A 12,447-nucleotide genomic window follows, 5' to 3' on the forward strand; every position below is an offset into this window, starting at 1 on the left:
GAGACCCGCCGTGCCCAGTACCACCCCCGGCCCCATCACCGAGGACGACGCCTTCCGCATTGAGGACCGCGCACCCATCGGCACGCGGTACGCCTCCGACGAGGACGGCCCCGTCACCCTCGTCGCCTACGAAGTCGACCCCCATTCCCGCACCGCCCGCCCCCTCTTCATCGCCGACGAAGACCTCGCCAAGAAGCCGTCGACGCATTGGTGGGACCGTGCAGCCGTCGGGTCCATCCCGCTCTACGACATCTCCGACGTCGTCGACAGCAGCGACCCGGTACTGCGCCCTACCGACGCCGACCCGGAGCAGGCCGCGCTCGCCCGTGCCGCCCTCGCTCACCGCACCGAGCCGACCTTCCCCGAAGTCAGCGTCTTCTCCCGCGTCCGGCTCTACGACGACCTCAACACCGACGAGGAGGTCAGGGCTTTCGTCGCCTACGCGAAGGCAGAGCTGAAGCTGCGTGAGGCGCAGGACGCGCTTGCCCGCGCCTCACGGGAGCGGTCCGAGAAGATCGCGTTGGTTGCCGACCTCAAGGGATCGCAGCAGCGCGCAGCAAGGACGCTGGGGCTCAACCAGTCGACCGTGAGCCGTGCCCTTCGGGAGCGCCCAGCGCGCCCTTGAGTGGAACCCCGACGCGAACGTCGCCAGGGTGAACGACAAGCCCGTCGCTGCAAGTGGCCGCCGGATCACCCAACGGGTGCTGCTGGGCTGCGTGTTGCGCTGGTCTCGTGACCCCGACCACAACTCCCCCGAGCCGCTTGCCGTACTTGCTGGTACGGCCCGAGGCTGCTGCGTCAGCCCGGTTTGAACCCCTGGGGGCCATTGATGATCGTCTGTCCGTCGTCGAAGTGCGGTTCGCCGAATGTTGCGGATCTTCCGCACTACTGGGCGAGTCTCCCGTCGGAGTCGCCGTTGAAGGCGCGGTATGCGCCGCCGGAGGCCGTGCAGGCTTCGTACTGGGGTGCGCTGGCCGCGGTCGTCGTCGGGGTACTGGTGGCCGTCGGAGGCGGGGTGCTGATCGGCCTGCTGATTGCGGCCGGCGGTCTGCTGTGGGGCCTCGTCGTCTACAAGGTGGTCGAGGCGTCGCTCGCGGAGAAGGCGGCCTGGGAGTCGTCCCGGGTGTGCCTCGCCTGCACGGGCCGGTTCTGACACACGGAACGCCCCCGCGGCCGGCCAGCTGCGGGGGCGTTGCGCTATCCGAGGTAGTTGATCTGCAGGACGGTGACTGTCTTCAGCGTTTCCCCGACCAGCAGGACTGCGAGGGCCTGGTCGGTGACGATCATCCGGACGATTCCGTCGTCTTCGCCGTAGGGCTGGCTGGCGGCGATTGGGTCGTGGCAGGCCTCGGCTAACGCGAGGGTGAGGGATTCGCTGGCTGCGGCTGGCATCGCTTCGTGCACGGCTTCGGCAGCGGGGTCGTACTTGAGGCGATACATACCTCTCCTCGTCATCCAAACGGTCACGGCACCGGCGGTAGCCGGGAGAGGTCGGCCGTGTCGTTAGAGTAGCAGCGCGGCAACCGTGTGTGTCCGCTGTTCGGGTCAGGCGGCGCCGCGGGTGCGGATGCGGTCGGCATCAGCCTGAACGCGCTCTGTGGCGTCGTTCCAGTCGGCGGTGGGGTCGTCTCCGCGGGCGTGAGCGGCGGCGATCTCGCGGCCCCGTTCGACCGCAGTCTGCGTGTCCTTGGCGATGCGTTCCCAGCGGGCGAAGACCTGCAGCAGTTGGTGGGCCGGCGCGCGGTTGATCTCGCCGAGGAAGCGCTGGGCGAGTGCGGGGTTGCCGAGGGCGTCACGGATCCGTTCGATGGTCCATGGCTGATCGCTCATCCCGGCCTCCCAAGCTTTAGCCCGCTTAAGTTCAGGCTAGCGTTTATTCGAGACCTCAATCCACGAATCGCTGTCCGCGAGCCTCGCCCGGGAGTTTCGGGCGAGGGCTTCGCGTCAGAGGGTCCGCGTCGAGTCGTACCGCTCGGAGCTCACGTCGCCTGGTGTTGGCTGGTGTCGAGTGCTTCCTCGATGAGGGCGGTGTCGATGGAGACGATGTGTTCGTCGGCGAGCCGGCGGACGCGTTCGACGGTGGCGCGGGCTTGGTCGCGTTCGCGGCCTGCTTCGTTCATGAGCTGGATGGCGCGGACGGCGGTCCAGGTGGCGGTGTCGGTGCCGGTGGGGATCGGGCCGAGGATTTCGGTGAGGACGGCTCGGGCGACGGCGCGACGCGCGGACAGGGGCAGCCGCTCCCCCGCGGCGCGGAGTGCGGGTTGGACGGCGTTGAAGGCGCGCGCTTCGAGCTGGGTCCAGGCGGCGGGGGTGCTGGCGGGGTCGGTCGCTTGGGTCGCTGCCTGGTCGGCGGCGAGCTGCCGCCCGCAGCGCGCCCCCTTCAGCCACTCCCGCACGTCCGCCGTGGTGATCGGGCGCTGTTCCCGCTCGGCAATCGTGCAGCACTCGGCGACGAACGCGAGGGCGTCCTCGGCGCGGTAGAGCTGGAGGCCGAGGTCGTCGGCGAGGGCGCGGGTCTCTTCGGCAGTCAGTTCGGTGGTGTCGTCGGTCATGCGGCTCTCCGGGTGGGTTCGTTGAGGTCGAGTTCGTCGAAGCGGATGATGTGGCGGTGGAGGGCGATGACGGCGGCGTGGGTGCGGGAACGGGCGCCGAGCCGAACGCACGCTTCCTTCATCCGCAGGTGGACGGCTCGCTCGGTGGTGCCGAGTCGGGTGGCTATCTGCCGGCTGGTGTAGCAGGCCGCTGCCAAGCGGAGCGCGGCGAGTTGTCCGGGGCTGAGTTGCTGGCCTTCGACGCCGGGGTTCCTCACGACGTCCTCCTCTGTCGGCTGGGTGCCTGGAGTCGGCCTTCGCGGAGGGCTTTCTGCCGTAGGGCTTCTTCGATGACGCGGGCGGGGATCATGCCGGGGAAGCAGTCACGGAGGAGTTCTTCGGCGCGGGCGCTGATGTATTTGCGGCTGGTCGACGGCCTCCGCGGGATGCTCGCGCCGGGATTGGCGGCCGTCACGATGCGGCCCTGGGCTGGCCGCACGAGCCCTCGTGCTCGGCAAGCGTGTGGTGCGGAGTGCTGGAGGGCTGGCGGTCGCCGCAGCGTCCGCACTCCCACAGGGGGATTCCATTGACGTAGATCGAGCGGTAGCGGGCGCGGCGTCGGGGGCGGCTGCGGTCGGTCACGGTTCTGGCCTCTCGGGATGGGCCGCCGCCCCGGCACGGGGCGGCGGCGGATGGGTCAGGTATGGGAGCCCTGGTCGGCGGGGGTGTGGCCGCCGGGGCAGTGCTCGCAGTCCCCGGCGGGAGCGGGTTCGGGGTCGTCCCAGACGATGACGGTGTGCCCGCCGTGTCCGTGGACGGTTTCGGCGTCGGCCATGCCGTTGTCCCAGAACACGATGCTCGGGCGGTCGCCGCGCCAGCGGACGGAGGCGGTGCCGTCGGGCCACAAGACGCCGTCGGCGACGCGGCCCGTACCGGACGCGCCAGTGACATCGTGGTGGCGCTGGAGATGGAAGCGGCGGGGCATGGTCATGCCTGGGCCCCCATGCTTCCGGTGCACTTGCGGTGGGCGATGTAGCGGCTGTAGGGCTCCTCGCACTTGAAGCATCCGGGGCCTTCGAGGGTGAGGAGGTTCTCGTGGTCGAGGAGTTCGGGCCCGGGGTTCTCGCCGCGGTTGAGGCGGCGGATCATGTCGTCGCTCACTCGGTGCATCGCGAGGGTGGTCCAGAGGTGTTCGCCGGGCCCGGGGTCGGTGAGCTGGGCGCCGATCTTTGTCTGCGGAACGGGGACTTGCGTCACGGTGTCGTCCTTCCGGTTCAGGGTCGGGTGATGTGGAGGCGGCGCCGTCCGCCGCCGGGCTGCTGGTCGGCCACGACGTGGTAGCCGGCGGCCTGCAGTTCAAGCCGGTACCGCTCGAGGCCGGCGGCTTCGCCGGGCCCGTCGTGGAACACGTTGACCTGGCGGCGGCCCGCCTGGGCGGTGCGCCAGCCAGGCAGCCAGCCCTCGTCGGTCCACTCGGACGGCGGGTACGGTTCGAGGACGGCGTCGATGTCGACGGCGCGGATGATGCGGGCCATCAGGCGGTCCACCTCCGGACCGGGATCCCGGCCTTCTCCGCGAGCGCGGCGGTGTGGGAGGCGCCGCGGGAGCCGTTGTGAATGAATGCGAGGCAGACATCCGCTCCGAGCGCAACCATGCGGGCATTGCGGAGAAAACCCGCCCGCCTGCCGTACACCTGCCAGTTCGCGGGATACGCCTCGACCTTCAAGGGCAGGCCGCGTGTGGCTGCCGAGTGGGCCCAGTCAGCAGCTTGACGGTCAGCACCGCGCGGACATGCGCCATGTACCAGAACCATCAGCCGTTCGGCATTGACCGCGTCACAGAAGGCGGCGTCAAGAGCCATGTCGACGAGGTCAGGCTGAGCCCAGTCGCGGCTTCCGGTGACGAGTACCCGGTACTGCTCGGCCATCAGGCGGCGTCCTGCTCAGGCGTGCGCGGCCGGCCAGCGATCGTGGCGAGTTTGGTGTCGAGGTGTTCGGCGGGGTCGCGGACGATGCTGGCGAGGGCGACCGCGGCGGTGACGATGACGTCGCAGAGTTCGTCGGCGACGTCGTGGCGGCTGTGGGTGACGCCTTTGCGCGGGTTCTGGCCGACGGCGCCGATCCACGCCTGGGCGACCTCGCCGGCTTCTTCGGTGAGCTTGAGGATGCGCAGGCCGATCTCGGTGTCGCTGCGGCCGTTCTCGCTGTCGAGCCAGGCGACGAGGCCTCGGATCGTGGCCCACTGCTCAGTGCTGATCATCGGTTGGGTTCCTTTCGGGATGGCCCCGGAGGCTCTGTGCGCCTCCGTGAGGGCCTGGGGCTGGGTTTGGTGGGCGTGGAGTCGTCGGGGTGCGTGTGGGGCGCTGTGGCGGGCGTACAGCGCCCCACACGCGGGTCACGCGGACGGGCGGGCGGTCACGACTGCGGGCTGTCCTGTCGCGTGGTGGCGCAGTACGGGCAGAGATTGCGTCCGTCGCGCTTGTGAGTCCAGCCGTCCCGCTTCGCCTCACGTCGCCCTTCCCCGACGGTGCGGGCGGACGGCACGGTGCTGTTGTCGAGCGGCTGGTGGCAGCCGTCGCAGAAGACGAAGGCGCGGACGAAGGCGGTCACGACTCGGCCCCGTCCTGCCGCGCACCGGCGGCGGGTTCGGCAGGCAGCGACGGCGGTTCCGGCGCGTGGCCGCGAGGCCCGTCGGCGTGGACCCACTCGCCGCTGGTCCAGTGGATGCCGGTCCAGCAGTGACGGCAGGCACGGGCCGTGTATCCGCCAGGCGGCTGCGCCTCGGCGGCGGAGCAGTCGTCGTCGCACAGTTCGTGGTCGCCCTCGGTGTGGGCGTCCTCGCGCTCGTGGCGGGTGCAGGGTTCGCCCGTGCCGTCAGCGTCGCACTCGGGGACGCTGCACGGCGTCCGCTGCGTCTCGGCGGCCGGTGTCTCGTCGGCCAGGCGGCGCAGCTCGGCGGCAGCGTCCTTCTGCCCCAACGCGTAGGGCGAGTTGCGGGTCTCATTCGGCCACTCGGCGAAGAACCGCTCCATCCCGGCGTCCAGCTGGTCGGCGGCCCAGCGAAGGACGGCGGCCTGGTCGGTGGGCGCGGGCAGCACGGCCAACACCGCGTCGGCAGGCAGGACGTGCACCGTTCGGCCGGTCTCCGAGAAGCGCCGCCCAGGGGCAACGCGCCGGCCGAGCAGACGCCAGACTTCGCCTGGGCGCTGCGAGTCGTCCCATCGGTGCTCGTACCTGCCCGGGGTCTGAAACTTCGTCTCGCCGTCCAAGGCGTGGCGCTGAGCGTCCTCCAGCGTGGCGGTCACGGCGACGGGGAACTCGCCGAGCATCACGACGAAGATGGGCTGGGCGGCCCGGTCGGCGGCGGGCACCTGCACGGCAGGCGGGGTGCACTCGCCCCTCGTCGGGTCGATCAGGTCCGCGGCGGAAAGCCGGTGCTTCCCGGCGTCCGTGTCGACGCCCCACACGGCGGCGTCCCGGCGCTGCACAGCGGCCAACTCCTGCGCATGCAGGGCCAGCGCGCCGTCAATGACGTCCTCGGGCAGCCCGTGCCGCCACAGCAGCGCACGGGCGGTCTCGAAGGTGGTCTGGTCGGTCATGGTCGTCTCCAGGAGTGGGGCCGGCCGCGCGAGACGGCCGGCCGGGGCGGGTGGTCAGGCGTTGGGCGTGATCTCCGCGTAGTTGGGGTCGATGTCGCAGCCGCGCCAGTCGAGGCCAAGGCTGGTGGCGGCGGTGCGGGAATTCCCGGACCCGGCAAACGGGTCGAGGATGATCTCGCCGGGGCGGGCGATCCGCTGCAGGAAGTGCGTGTACACCTCGACCGGCTTCTCGTAGGGGTGCCGCTTCTTGCTCGGATAGCTGGCCTGCACGACGTTTGGGATCGCGGCCCGGTCGATGGCGTCAGGCGTGCCTCGGGATGCGATCAGGATGGGGTCCCATGCGGAGCGCAGGAGGCCGCCAGTGCCAGGGCTGGTGCGGGTCCATGCGATGCAGGTGGAGGCGCGCAGGCCGACGGTGGTGGCCATGTAGCCGAGGTCGGGCATGCGCCGCCAGTCCGCGAAAATCGCAACGATGCCGCCGGGGCGCAGCGTGCGCGCGGAAAGCCTGAGCCAGGTGTTGAGCATGCGGAACGGGGTGAACACGCTGCCGGCGGCTCCGTCCTCACGGCCACGGACTGGTGTGCCGACCGCATACGGCGGATCGAAGATCACGGCGGTGACGGTGCCCGGCTCGATTTCGGCAAGCCATTCCTCCGCGTAGCGGTGCTCGATCAGGGAGCCGGTGCCCTGAGGGCGCGCGACGGCCTCGATGGGGCCGAACAGGTCCTCGGCGTACAGGTCAGTCACGGTGTTCCTTCCGGGTGTGGGTACGGTGGGGGCCAGGCCCGGGCTGCTATCACCAGCCCGGGCCGTCTGCGGTCACGGGGCGGTGCTGCGGCGCGGTGGTCTTCGGCAGCGGCCGGGCGGGGTCGCGGTTCTCGCAGTGGGACCACGGCACGATGTCGACGTGCTCGGCGGAGCAGGCCGGGCAGGCGGTACCGGCCGGGGCAGACAGGCACAGGACGCCGTCGTCGTAGGGCTGGTGGCCCAGCGTCATCCACACGTCCCAGGCGTCGGTGCCGCGCTCGGGGATGGGCTTGTGCGGGCAGTGCTCGGTCTCGGCGTCCCAGTAGAACTGCGCGGGCTCGTGGTCGAGGTCGGTCACTTGGCTTCTCCTTCGGTTCGGTGTGGGGTTACCGGCTGGCGGGTGCGAGCCGGGTCGTTCGGGGCGTTTCGACACCAACCGGTCCCCCAGGTCGCGGGGGTGTCGGCGGGTGGCGGGTAGGGTTCGGGGCAGACCCGGACGCGGTTCGAGCGCGTCCGGGTCGCGGCGTTCACGCGGGCAGGTAGTGGATGCGGACGGCCATGTCGTCGCCCTCGGCGGCGTCCATGCGGACGGTCCACAAGGACTCGGAGTCCTCGGGCTCCCACTCGAAGACCGCCCACAGCGGCTCGAGGGCCGCGAAGTCGAGGTAGTCCAGGTCGAGCCCGGTCTCCCTGGCGTAGGCGATAGCGGCGGCACGCGCCTTGACCGGGTCGTCGATGACGATGACGAGTTCTTCGCCGTCCTCGCCGATCGGAGCGAGGAGTACGCCGGCCTTCTCGTAGAGGCCGTTCTTGTCGTCCGCGGCGGGCAGGAACCGGCCCATGGGCAGCTCGGGCACCGGGACGATTTCGTCGAGGTAGCGCAGCCCGTCGTAGCCGACGGGGACGAGGAGCGGTGAGCGGGTGCCGTCGAGCCGGACTCGGGCCAGGAGGCCGCCATTGAGGCCGGGCTCGGTGCCGGTGATGATGCCGGCCGTCCAGAGGGTGGCCGTGTCATCGATCAGGCTGCGGTGGTAGGCGTACTCGACGCGACGGCCAGCGACGGCCAGGTTCTCGAGGGTTGCGGTCATTGCGGGTTCCTTTCGGGTCTGGCCTCGGTCAGAGCGACCAGAGGCTGGGTTGCATGGGGTGGAGGTCGAGGGCGGTCTGGTCGGGGTGGATGTCGGGTGGGCCGTCGGCGGCGCGGATCGCGGCCGGGCGGCGGGCGGTAGCGCCGAGGCGGCGGGCGCAGACGGGGCCCAGGCCCGTGGGTGACGGGCGAACCAGACGCCGGCCACACGCCGCACAACGGGCCATCACGCGGCGGCCAGGGCCGGTCGGGCGCCTGCTGGCTGAGCGCCCAGGGCGGCTTCGGCGAGTGCGGCGGCGAGTTGGGGCGGGCAGGCGTTGCCCAATTCGCGCGAGATGTCGCCGCCGGACCACGGCCAGTCAGTGGGAAAGCCCTGCAGCTGGCCGGCTTCGGAGGGGCTGAGCCGCGGGAGGTCGCGGCCGTCGGGATCGACTAGGCGCAGCCGGGAGATTTTCCCGGTCACGGTGAACGCCGGCTCTCCGCTCGACCTGCGTCCGCGGTTCTTCAGGTCGCCGCCGGTGCCGTAGTTGGAGATCACGGTGAACGGGCCGCGGTCGGGCAGGGTTTCCCCCATCGACTTCCACGGGGCCAGGCGGCTGTCTCCCGCGCTTTGGGCGACTCCCCGGCGGTACGGACGCCGTGACGCTTCCGGGAGCGCCACAGGGCCGTTCAGGCGCGCCACGAGCACCGCCCGGCGCCGGGTCTGCGGCACCCCGAACTGCTCCGTCCGCAGCACACCGGTCGCCACCGAGTAGCCCTCGGCGCGCAGGACTTCGGCGTAGGCGTCCCACACCTGCCGCGCCTGCTGCACCTGCTCGAGAACGATCGCCTCATACGGGCGGCCCGCATCCGCGGCCTCGAGCGCCCACCGCAAGGGCTCGAGGACCAGGCCGGTGCGCTCGTCGCCGAGGACGGCCGGGTCGACGGTCTCGCGGGCCCCCATGCGCTTCACGGCGTCCAAGACGTCCGCAAGGGCCGCACGCCCCGCACCGGCACCGGCGACCGTCCACGTCTGGCACGGCGGCCCACCGGCGAGCACGGTGGCGTCGGAGAAGTCGGCGGGCCCGTACCGGCGGACATCACCGTGCACGGTTGCAAGACCGGCCGCGACACGGGTGGCGACGGCGTTGGCATCCCACTCGACGCCGACCGACGGAACACCGGCGAGCGCGGCACCGTGATCCATACCGCCGGGGCCGGCGAACAGGTCCACGATCATGCGGCGGCCCTCCGGTGTTCGGCGGGCAGGTCGGCGTCGCAGTAGAAGCCGATCTTCAGGTGCATGCCGTGGTCTTCGACGACCTTCCACACGGCGGTGTCGGCGCACGGGAGGCGGCCGTCCTGCTCGCGGTGGAAGTTGGTGGTGCAGTCCGCCAGGTCGGTGTAGTCGGGCAGCACCCAGCCGGTGGGCCGGTGGAAGACGCGGACGGTGGGCTTGCGACGGCTCATGCGGCGTTTCCTTCCTGCGGCCGGTGCACGGCGGGGCTGTTGGGGTTGCCGCCGCATCGGGTGCAGGTGCACCGGTCGGCCGGCGGGGTCGGGCCGGTCGCGGCGGTACCGAGCGGCCAACCGCCAACGTGCGTGATCCGGTAGCCCGGGTCCGGGACCACGGCCAGGGCCGGCTTGGGCTTGGTGGGCGTGGGCGCGGCGGCAACGAGGGAGAGCAGGAAATCCTTGAGGTCGCCCTGCTCACGCATGACCGCGATGTCTTCGATCTCGGGCTTCATCAGACAACCGCCATATCGACGAAAGATGCGTAGTGGAGTTGGGCGGCGACGGTCACGGTCCCGGTCTGGCCGCCGCGGTGCTTGTCGACGATGAGGTCGGCTTCGCCGGCTCGAGGGCTCTCGCGCTCGTAGGCGTCGTCGCGGTGCAGGAGGATGACGATGTCGGCGTCCTGCTCGATGGATCCGGACTCGCGCAGGTCGGACTTGGTGGGTCGCTTGTCCTGGCGCTGTTCGGGGCCGCGGTTGAGCTGCGCCAGGATGATCACGGTGATGCCGAATTCGCGGGCGAGGAGTTTGATCCCGCGGGACAGCTTGGACACCTCGTTCTGCCGGTTCTCGGCCTTGGGCGCGGTCATCAACTGCAGGTAGTCGATGATCACGAGGCGGAGGCCGTCGGCGCGGACGTGGTGGCGGACCTTGGCGCGCAGGCCGGGCAGGGTGAGGCTGGAGACGTCGTCGATGTACAGCGGGGCGGCGGCGATCCGCTGTCCGGCCTCCGCCGCTCGGGCGACACCGGCGTTGTCGACGATGCCCTGCTTGAGGTGGTGGAGGGCGACGCGGGCTTCGGCGCACAGCAGCCCGTTGGCGATCTCCTCTTCGCTCATCTCGAGCGTGTGGAAGAGCGTGGGGAGGCCGTTCTTGACGGCGGCGGCCCGCGCGAAGCCGGACGCGATCGTCGACTTGCCCATGGCCGGCCGGGCACCGATGACGACCATCTGGCCGGGCGCCCAGCCGCCGCAGAGGAGTGCGTCAAGGTCCATGAACCCGGTGGGGATGCGGTCTTCCTTCGTCGGCGGGGTGATGCACCGCTCAAGCGCGCCGCCGATCAGCTCGCGGACGTGCTTGGCTTGCCGGTTGGTGTCGGGTTTCGCGACTCCGTCGAGAGCTTCCTGGAGGGCGGCGACGTCGGTGTCCGGGTCGAAGGCGGCGCTGTTGCCGCGGCCGGTGGCGTCGTGTCCGAGGGCGACGATGCGGGCAGCGATGGCCTTCTTCGCGACGCGTTCGGCGTGCCAGGCTGCGGCGCTGGGCTGCGACCACCGGTACAGCTCGGCGAGCTCCACTTCGGTGAGTGGCCGGACGGGCATGTGGCCGTCGGCGTGCCAGGCCTCGAGTTGGCGGGCTACGGGCAGCCAGCGGATCTCGCCGTGCTTGAAGCGGGTGCGGAGTTCTTCGACGGCGAACCACACCCACCGGTACTGCTCGGTGGTGATGTCGGCGGGGTCGAAGCCTTCGGCGGCGAGTTCGTCGACGATCTCGGGGCGTTCCATGGCGGACGCGGCGATGACGCGTTCGGCTTCGACGTCACGCGGCATGCGCGGGCCGAAGTCGTCGGCGGGCTCGGCCGTGTCCAGCCACGGATCGATCTCGGTGGTCACTGAGTCTCCAGCGGAAGTTCGGCCTGCTGGCCGGTGCGGGCGCCCTTGATGGCGGCGCAGCGGCGGCAGGGCTCGTCGAAGTGGATGGGTCCGGAGCCCATGGCCCACGCCTTCTGCGCCTTGACGTGGTCGGCGAGGGTTCCGTGGGCGGCCATGTCGTCAATGGCCTCGTCGGTCAGCAGCGGCTCGTCGAGAGGGACGTGGCAGCCGCAGGGGCAGCCAGCCTCTCCTCCGATTCCGAGGGCCGCGGTGTGCGCCCAGCAGGCATGGTGCTTGTGCTGGCGGCAGGCCGGGCAGATCGTCGTCTTCTCACCGAACGGCACGACGACCTTCCCGGGGCGGAGCTCAGACTCCTGCGCGCGATAGCCGCGGCTGCGGCCCGCTCCCCGGGTCACGCGGCTTCACCCCGGCGGCGGTCCGGGCCTTTGAAGACGACGCGCTGGCACATCTCGATCAGCCGGCTGGTGACCCTGTCGCCGAGCCGTGCGCTGATCTCCTTGGGCACGAGGTTGGAGGTGATCAGGGTGGGCAGCTGGTTCTCATACCGCCAGTTGATGAGCCGGAAGTTGACCTCCTCCGTGAACTCGGTGGGCTTGCGTTCGGCGCCGAGGTCGTCGAGGAGGAGGATGGACGCGTTGCGGTAGCGGCGGAACTCGGCTTCGGAGTCGATGCCGTGCCGCGGTCGAAGCGCGGCGTACATGTCGGCGGCCGTGGTGACGACCCACGTGGCTGCGACGCCGGTGATGGCGAGCTCCCGAATCGCCCCATAGGCCTGATGGGTCTTCCCGGTACCGGTGGGGCCGAGCAACAGCAGCGAGCGGCCGTGAGTGACGGTGGCCGTGGGTGCCCCGCGGCCGGCCTGGTCGTCGCGGGCCTGGGCGACGAGCTCGGCCAGCCACGACAGAACCTCGGGGCTGTCGGTGACCGCGTCCCGGTAGTGGAACGGGATGATCTCTGCGGCCTTGGTGATCGAGTGGCGGGCGATGTTGGCCGGGCTGTGCGGGTCGAGGTCGTTGCTGTTCAGCCAGTCGAGGCTTATGTCGCGGGCGGCGAGGAGCTCCTCGAGGTGGAAGCGCTTCGGGTTGATGGGCGGGATCCACTGCATGGTCAGTTCCATCCCTGGTCGTAGTCGGAGTCGTTCTGGGGATTGCGGTGAGGGCGGGAGTCGCCTACGGCGCGGAGATGCCGGCCGGGCTGGGGGTCGGGCTCGTCGTCGTAGCAGCCCTTGTTGAGCCAGGTGGCCGGGTATTTCGTGTACTGCGCGTCCTTGCCGGCCCGCTCTTGGGCATAGGCCTTGGCGGCGGTGACGATGTGCTGGGGGTCGGCGCCGCGTTCGATGGCGGCGATCCAAGCCTTCTTGGCCTCTTCCTTGGCTTTCCGC

The 12,447-nt window shown here is 70.8% G+C and carries 24 protein-coding genes; 2 read left to right on the forward strand and 22 right to left on the reverse strand.

Going from position 1 to position 12,447, the window contains the following annotated elements; translation table 11 throughout:
• Positions 1 to 10 precede the first annotated feature (10 nt).
• Both ABZY13_RS30820 and ABZY13_RS30825 read left to right on the forward strand, forming a co-directional pair.
• Positions 11 to 625 (forward strand): hypothetical protein, encoded by a 615-nt coding sequence (locus ABZY13_RS30820; protein WP_356636576.1) that lies wholly within the window; start codon positions 11 to 13, stop codon positions 623 to 625.
• Between the two features lie 291 nt (positions 626 to 916).
• Positions 917 to 1,153, forward strand: coding sequence for a hypothetical protein (locus ABZY13_RS30825; protein ID WP_356636578.1), 237 nt, complete (start codon positions 917 to 919; stop codon positions 1,151 to 1,153).
• Between the two features lie 44 nt (positions 1,154 to 1,197).
• On the opposite strand, the gene ABZY13_RS30830 is transcribed toward ABZY13_RS30825, so the two are convergent.
• The 22 genes from ABZY13_RS30830 to ABZY13_RS30935 form a co-directional block, all read right to left on the reverse strand.
• Complete coding sequence (locus ABZY13_RS30830) at positions 1,198 to 1,440, reverse strand: hypothetical protein (protein WP_356636580.1); 243 nt, start codon at positions 1,438 to 1,440, stop codon at positions 1,198 to 1,200.
• A gap of 105 nt (positions 1,441 to 1,545) precedes the next feature.
• Positions 1,546 to 1,830 carry a hypothetical protein gene (locus ABZY13_RS30835; protein WP_356636582.1) on the reverse strand — a complete coding sequence of 95 codons (285 nt, stop codon included), beginning with the start codon at positions 1,828 to 1,830 and terminating at the stop codon, positions 1,546 to 1,548.
• Positions 1,831 to 1,979: 149 nt separating this feature from the next.
• Complete coding sequence (locus ABZY13_RS30840; RefSeq protein WP_356636583.1) at positions 1,980 to 2,552, reverse strand: hypothetical protein; 573 nt, start codon at positions 2,550 to 2,552, stop codon at positions 1,980 to 1,982.
• Complete coding sequence (locus ABZY13_RS30845; protein WP_356636585.1) at positions 2,549 to 2,809, reverse strand: LuxR C-terminal-related transcriptional regulator; 261 nt, start codon at positions 2,807 to 2,809, stop codon at positions 2,549 to 2,551. Before ABZY13_RS30845 ends, ABZY13_RS30840 begins: the two co-directional genes overlap by 4 nt.
• A 193-nt stretch (positions 2,810 to 3,002) precedes the next feature.
• Positions 3,003 to 3,173: a hypothetical protein gene (locus tag ABZY13_RS30850; RefSeq protein ID WP_356636587.1), complete on the reverse strand. Its 171-nt coding sequence runs from the start codon at positions 3,171 to 3,173 to the stop codon at positions 3,003 to 3,005.
• A 55-nt stretch (positions 3,174 to 3,228) separates the two neighbouring features.
• Positions 3,229 to 3,522, reverse strand: coding sequence for a hypothetical protein (locus tag ABZY13_RS30855; protein WP_356636589.1), 294 nt, complete (start codon positions 3,520 to 3,522; stop codon positions 3,229 to 3,231).
• The gene (locus tag ABZY13_RS30860; protein WP_356636591.1) at positions 3,519 to 3,788 is read right to left on the reverse strand and encodes a hypothetical protein; all 270 of its coding nucleotides are present in this window, start codon (positions 3,786 to 3,788) and stop codon (positions 3,519 to 3,521) included. Before ABZY13_RS30860 ends, ABZY13_RS30855 begins: the two co-directional genes overlap by 4 nt.
• A gap of 17 nt (positions 3,789 to 3,805) precedes the next feature.
• Positions 3,806 to 4,066: a hypothetical protein gene (locus ABZY13_RS30865; protein WP_356636593.1), complete on the reverse strand. Its 261-nt coding sequence runs from the start codon at positions 4,064 to 4,066 to the stop codon at positions 3,806 to 3,808.
• The gene (locus tag ABZY13_RS30870; protein ID WP_356636595.1) at positions 4,066 to 4,458 is read right to left on the reverse strand and encodes an SLOG family protein; all 393 of its coding nucleotides are present in this window, start codon (positions 4,456 to 4,458) and stop codon (positions 4,066 to 4,068) included. The genes ABZY13_RS30865 and ABZY13_RS30870 overlap by 1 nt, the downstream gene beginning before the upstream one ends.
• A complete protein-coding gene (locus ABZY13_RS30875; RefSeq protein ID WP_356636597.1) occupies positions 4,458 to 4,790 on the reverse strand; it encodes a MazG-like family protein in 333 nt (110 codons plus the stop codon). The genes ABZY13_RS30870 and ABZY13_RS30875 overlap by 1 nt, the downstream gene beginning before the upstream one ends.
• A 155-nt stretch (positions 4,791 to 4,945) precedes the next feature.
• Positions 4,946 to 5,140, reverse strand: a complete 195-nt coding sequence (locus ABZY13_RS30880) for a hypothetical protein (protein WP_356636599.1) — start codon at positions 5,138 to 5,140, stop codon at positions 4,946 to 4,948.
• Entirely contained in the window at positions 5,137 to 6,129 is a 993-nt protein-coding gene (locus ABZY13_RS30885) for a hypothetical protein (RefSeq protein ID WP_356636601.1), read from the reverse strand. The genes ABZY13_RS30880 and ABZY13_RS30885 overlap by 4 nt, the downstream gene beginning before the upstream one ends.
• A gap of 54 nt (positions 6,130 to 6,183) precedes the next feature.
• The gene (locus ABZY13_RS30890) at positions 6,184 to 6,876 is read right to left on the reverse strand and encodes a DNA methyltransferase (RefSeq protein ID WP_356636603.1); all 693 of its coding nucleotides are present in this window, start codon (positions 6,874 to 6,876) and stop codon (positions 6,184 to 6,186) included.
• Between the two features lie 49 nt (positions 6,877 to 6,925).
• On the reverse strand, positions 6,926 to 7,234 hold the full coding sequence (locus tag ABZY13_RS30895; RefSeq protein ID WP_356636605.1) for a hypothetical protein: 309 nt from the start codon (positions 7,232 to 7,234) through the stop codon (positions 6,926 to 6,928).
• Positions 7,235 to 7,403: 169 nt separating this feature from the next.
• Positions 7,404 to 7,964 (reverse strand): hypothetical protein, encoded by a 561-nt coding sequence (locus ABZY13_RS30900; RefSeq protein ID WP_356636607.1) that lies wholly within the window; start codon positions 7,962 to 7,964, stop codon positions 7,404 to 7,406.
• A 225-nt stretch (positions 7,965 to 8,189) separates the two neighbouring features.
• Positions 8,190 to 9,182 carry a DNA cytosine methyltransferase gene (locus ABZY13_RS30905; protein WP_356636609.1) on the reverse strand — a complete coding sequence of 331 codons (993 nt, stop codon included), beginning with the start codon at positions 9,180 to 9,182 and terminating at the stop codon, positions 8,190 to 8,192.
• The gene (locus ABZY13_RS30910) at positions 9,179 to 9,412 is read right to left on the reverse strand and encodes a hypothetical protein (protein WP_356636611.1); all 234 of its coding nucleotides are present in this window, start codon (positions 9,410 to 9,412) and stop codon (positions 9,179 to 9,181) included. The genes ABZY13_RS30905 and ABZY13_RS30910 overlap by 4 nt, the downstream gene beginning before the upstream one ends.
• A complete protein-coding gene (locus ABZY13_RS30915) occupies positions 9,409 to 9,690 on the reverse strand; it encodes a hypothetical protein (protein WP_356636613.1) in 282 nt (93 codons plus the stop codon). The genes ABZY13_RS30910 and ABZY13_RS30915 overlap by 4 nt, the downstream gene beginning before the upstream one ends.
• Entirely contained in the window at positions 9,690 to 11,066 is a 1,377-nt protein-coding gene (locus ABZY13_RS30920; RefSeq protein ID WP_356636615.1) for a replicative DNA helicase, read from the reverse strand. The genes ABZY13_RS30915 and ABZY13_RS30920 overlap by 1 nt, the downstream gene beginning before the upstream one ends.
• A complete protein-coding gene (locus tag ABZY13_RS30925) occupies positions 11,063 to 11,389 on the reverse strand; it encodes a hypothetical protein (RefSeq protein ID WP_356636617.1) in 327 nt (108 codons plus the stop codon). Before ABZY13_RS30925 ends, ABZY13_RS30920 begins: the two co-directional genes overlap by 4 nt.
• A gap of 68 nt (positions 11,390 to 11,457) precedes the next feature.
• Positions 11,458 to 12,171 (reverse strand): ATP-binding protein, encoded by a 714-nt coding sequence (locus tag ABZY13_RS30930; RefSeq protein ID WP_356636619.1) that lies wholly within the window; start codon positions 12,169 to 12,171, stop codon positions 11,458 to 11,460.
• 2 nt (positions 12,172 to 12,173) lie between these two features.
• The coding region (locus ABZY13_RS30935; RefSeq protein ID WP_356636621.1) for a hypothetical protein at positions 12,174 to 12,447 on the reverse strand (274 nt) is incomplete at its 5' end.

Origin of the sequence: Streptomyces sp. NPDC006610, assembly GCF_040611575.1 — a bacterium.
In the GTDB taxonomy this organism is placed as follows: Bacteria; Actinomycetota; Actinomycetes; order Streptomycetales; family Streptomycetaceae; genus Streptomyces.

Coding starts and splice junctions, on each gene's coding strand:
- ABZY13_RS30830 (WP_356636580.1), bottom strand. CDS start 1,440: ATGTATCGCCTCAAGTACGACCCCGCTGCCGAAGCCGTGCACGAAGCG.
- ABZY13_RS30835 (WP_356636582.1), bottom strand. CDS start 1,830: ATGAGCGATCAGCCATGGACCATCGAACGGATCCGTGACGCCCTCGGC.
- ABZY13_RS30840 (WP_356636583.1), bottom strand. CDS start 2,552: ATGACCGACGACACCACCGAACTGACTGCCGAAGAGACCCGCGCCCTC.
- ABZY13_RS30855 (WP_356636589.1), bottom strand. CDS start 3,522: ATGACCATGCCCCGCCGCTTCCATCTCCAGCGCCACCACGATGTCACT.
- ABZY13_RS30865 (WP_356636593.1), bottom strand. CDS start 4,066: ATGGCCCGCATCATCCGCGCCGTCGACATCGACGCCGTCCTCGAACCG.
- ABZY13_RS30870 (WP_356636595.1), bottom strand. CDS start 4,458: ATGGCCGAGCAGTACCGGGTACTCGTCACCGGAAGCCGCGACTGGGCT.
- ABZY13_RS30875 (WP_356636597.1), bottom strand. CDS start 4,790: ATGATCAGCACTGAGCAGTGGGCCACGATCCGAGGCCTCGTCGCCTGG.
- ABZY13_RS30885 (WP_356636601.1), bottom strand. CDS start 6,129: ATGACCGACCAGACCACCTTCGAGACCGCCCGTGCGCTGCTGTGGCGG.
- ABZY13_RS30900 (WP_356636607.1), bottom strand. CDS start 7,964: ATGACCGCAACCCTCGAGAACCTGGCCGTCGCTGGCCGTCGCGTCGAG.
- ABZY13_RS30905 (WP_356636609.1), bottom strand. CDS start 9,182: ATGATCGTGGACCTGTTCGCCGGCCCCGGCGGTATGGATCACGGTGCC.
- ABZY13_RS30910 (WP_356636611.1), bottom strand. CDS start 9,412: ATGAGCCGTCGCAAGCCCACCGTCCGCGTCTTCCACCGGCCCACCGGC.
- ABZY13_RS30915 (WP_356636613.1), bottom strand. CDS start 9,690: ATGAAGCCCGAGATCGAAGACATCGCGGTCATGCGTGAGCAGGGCGAC.
- ABZY13_RS30930 (WP_356636619.1), bottom strand. CDS start 12,171: ATGCAGTGGATCCCGCCCATCAACCCGAAGCGCTTCCACCTCGAGGAG.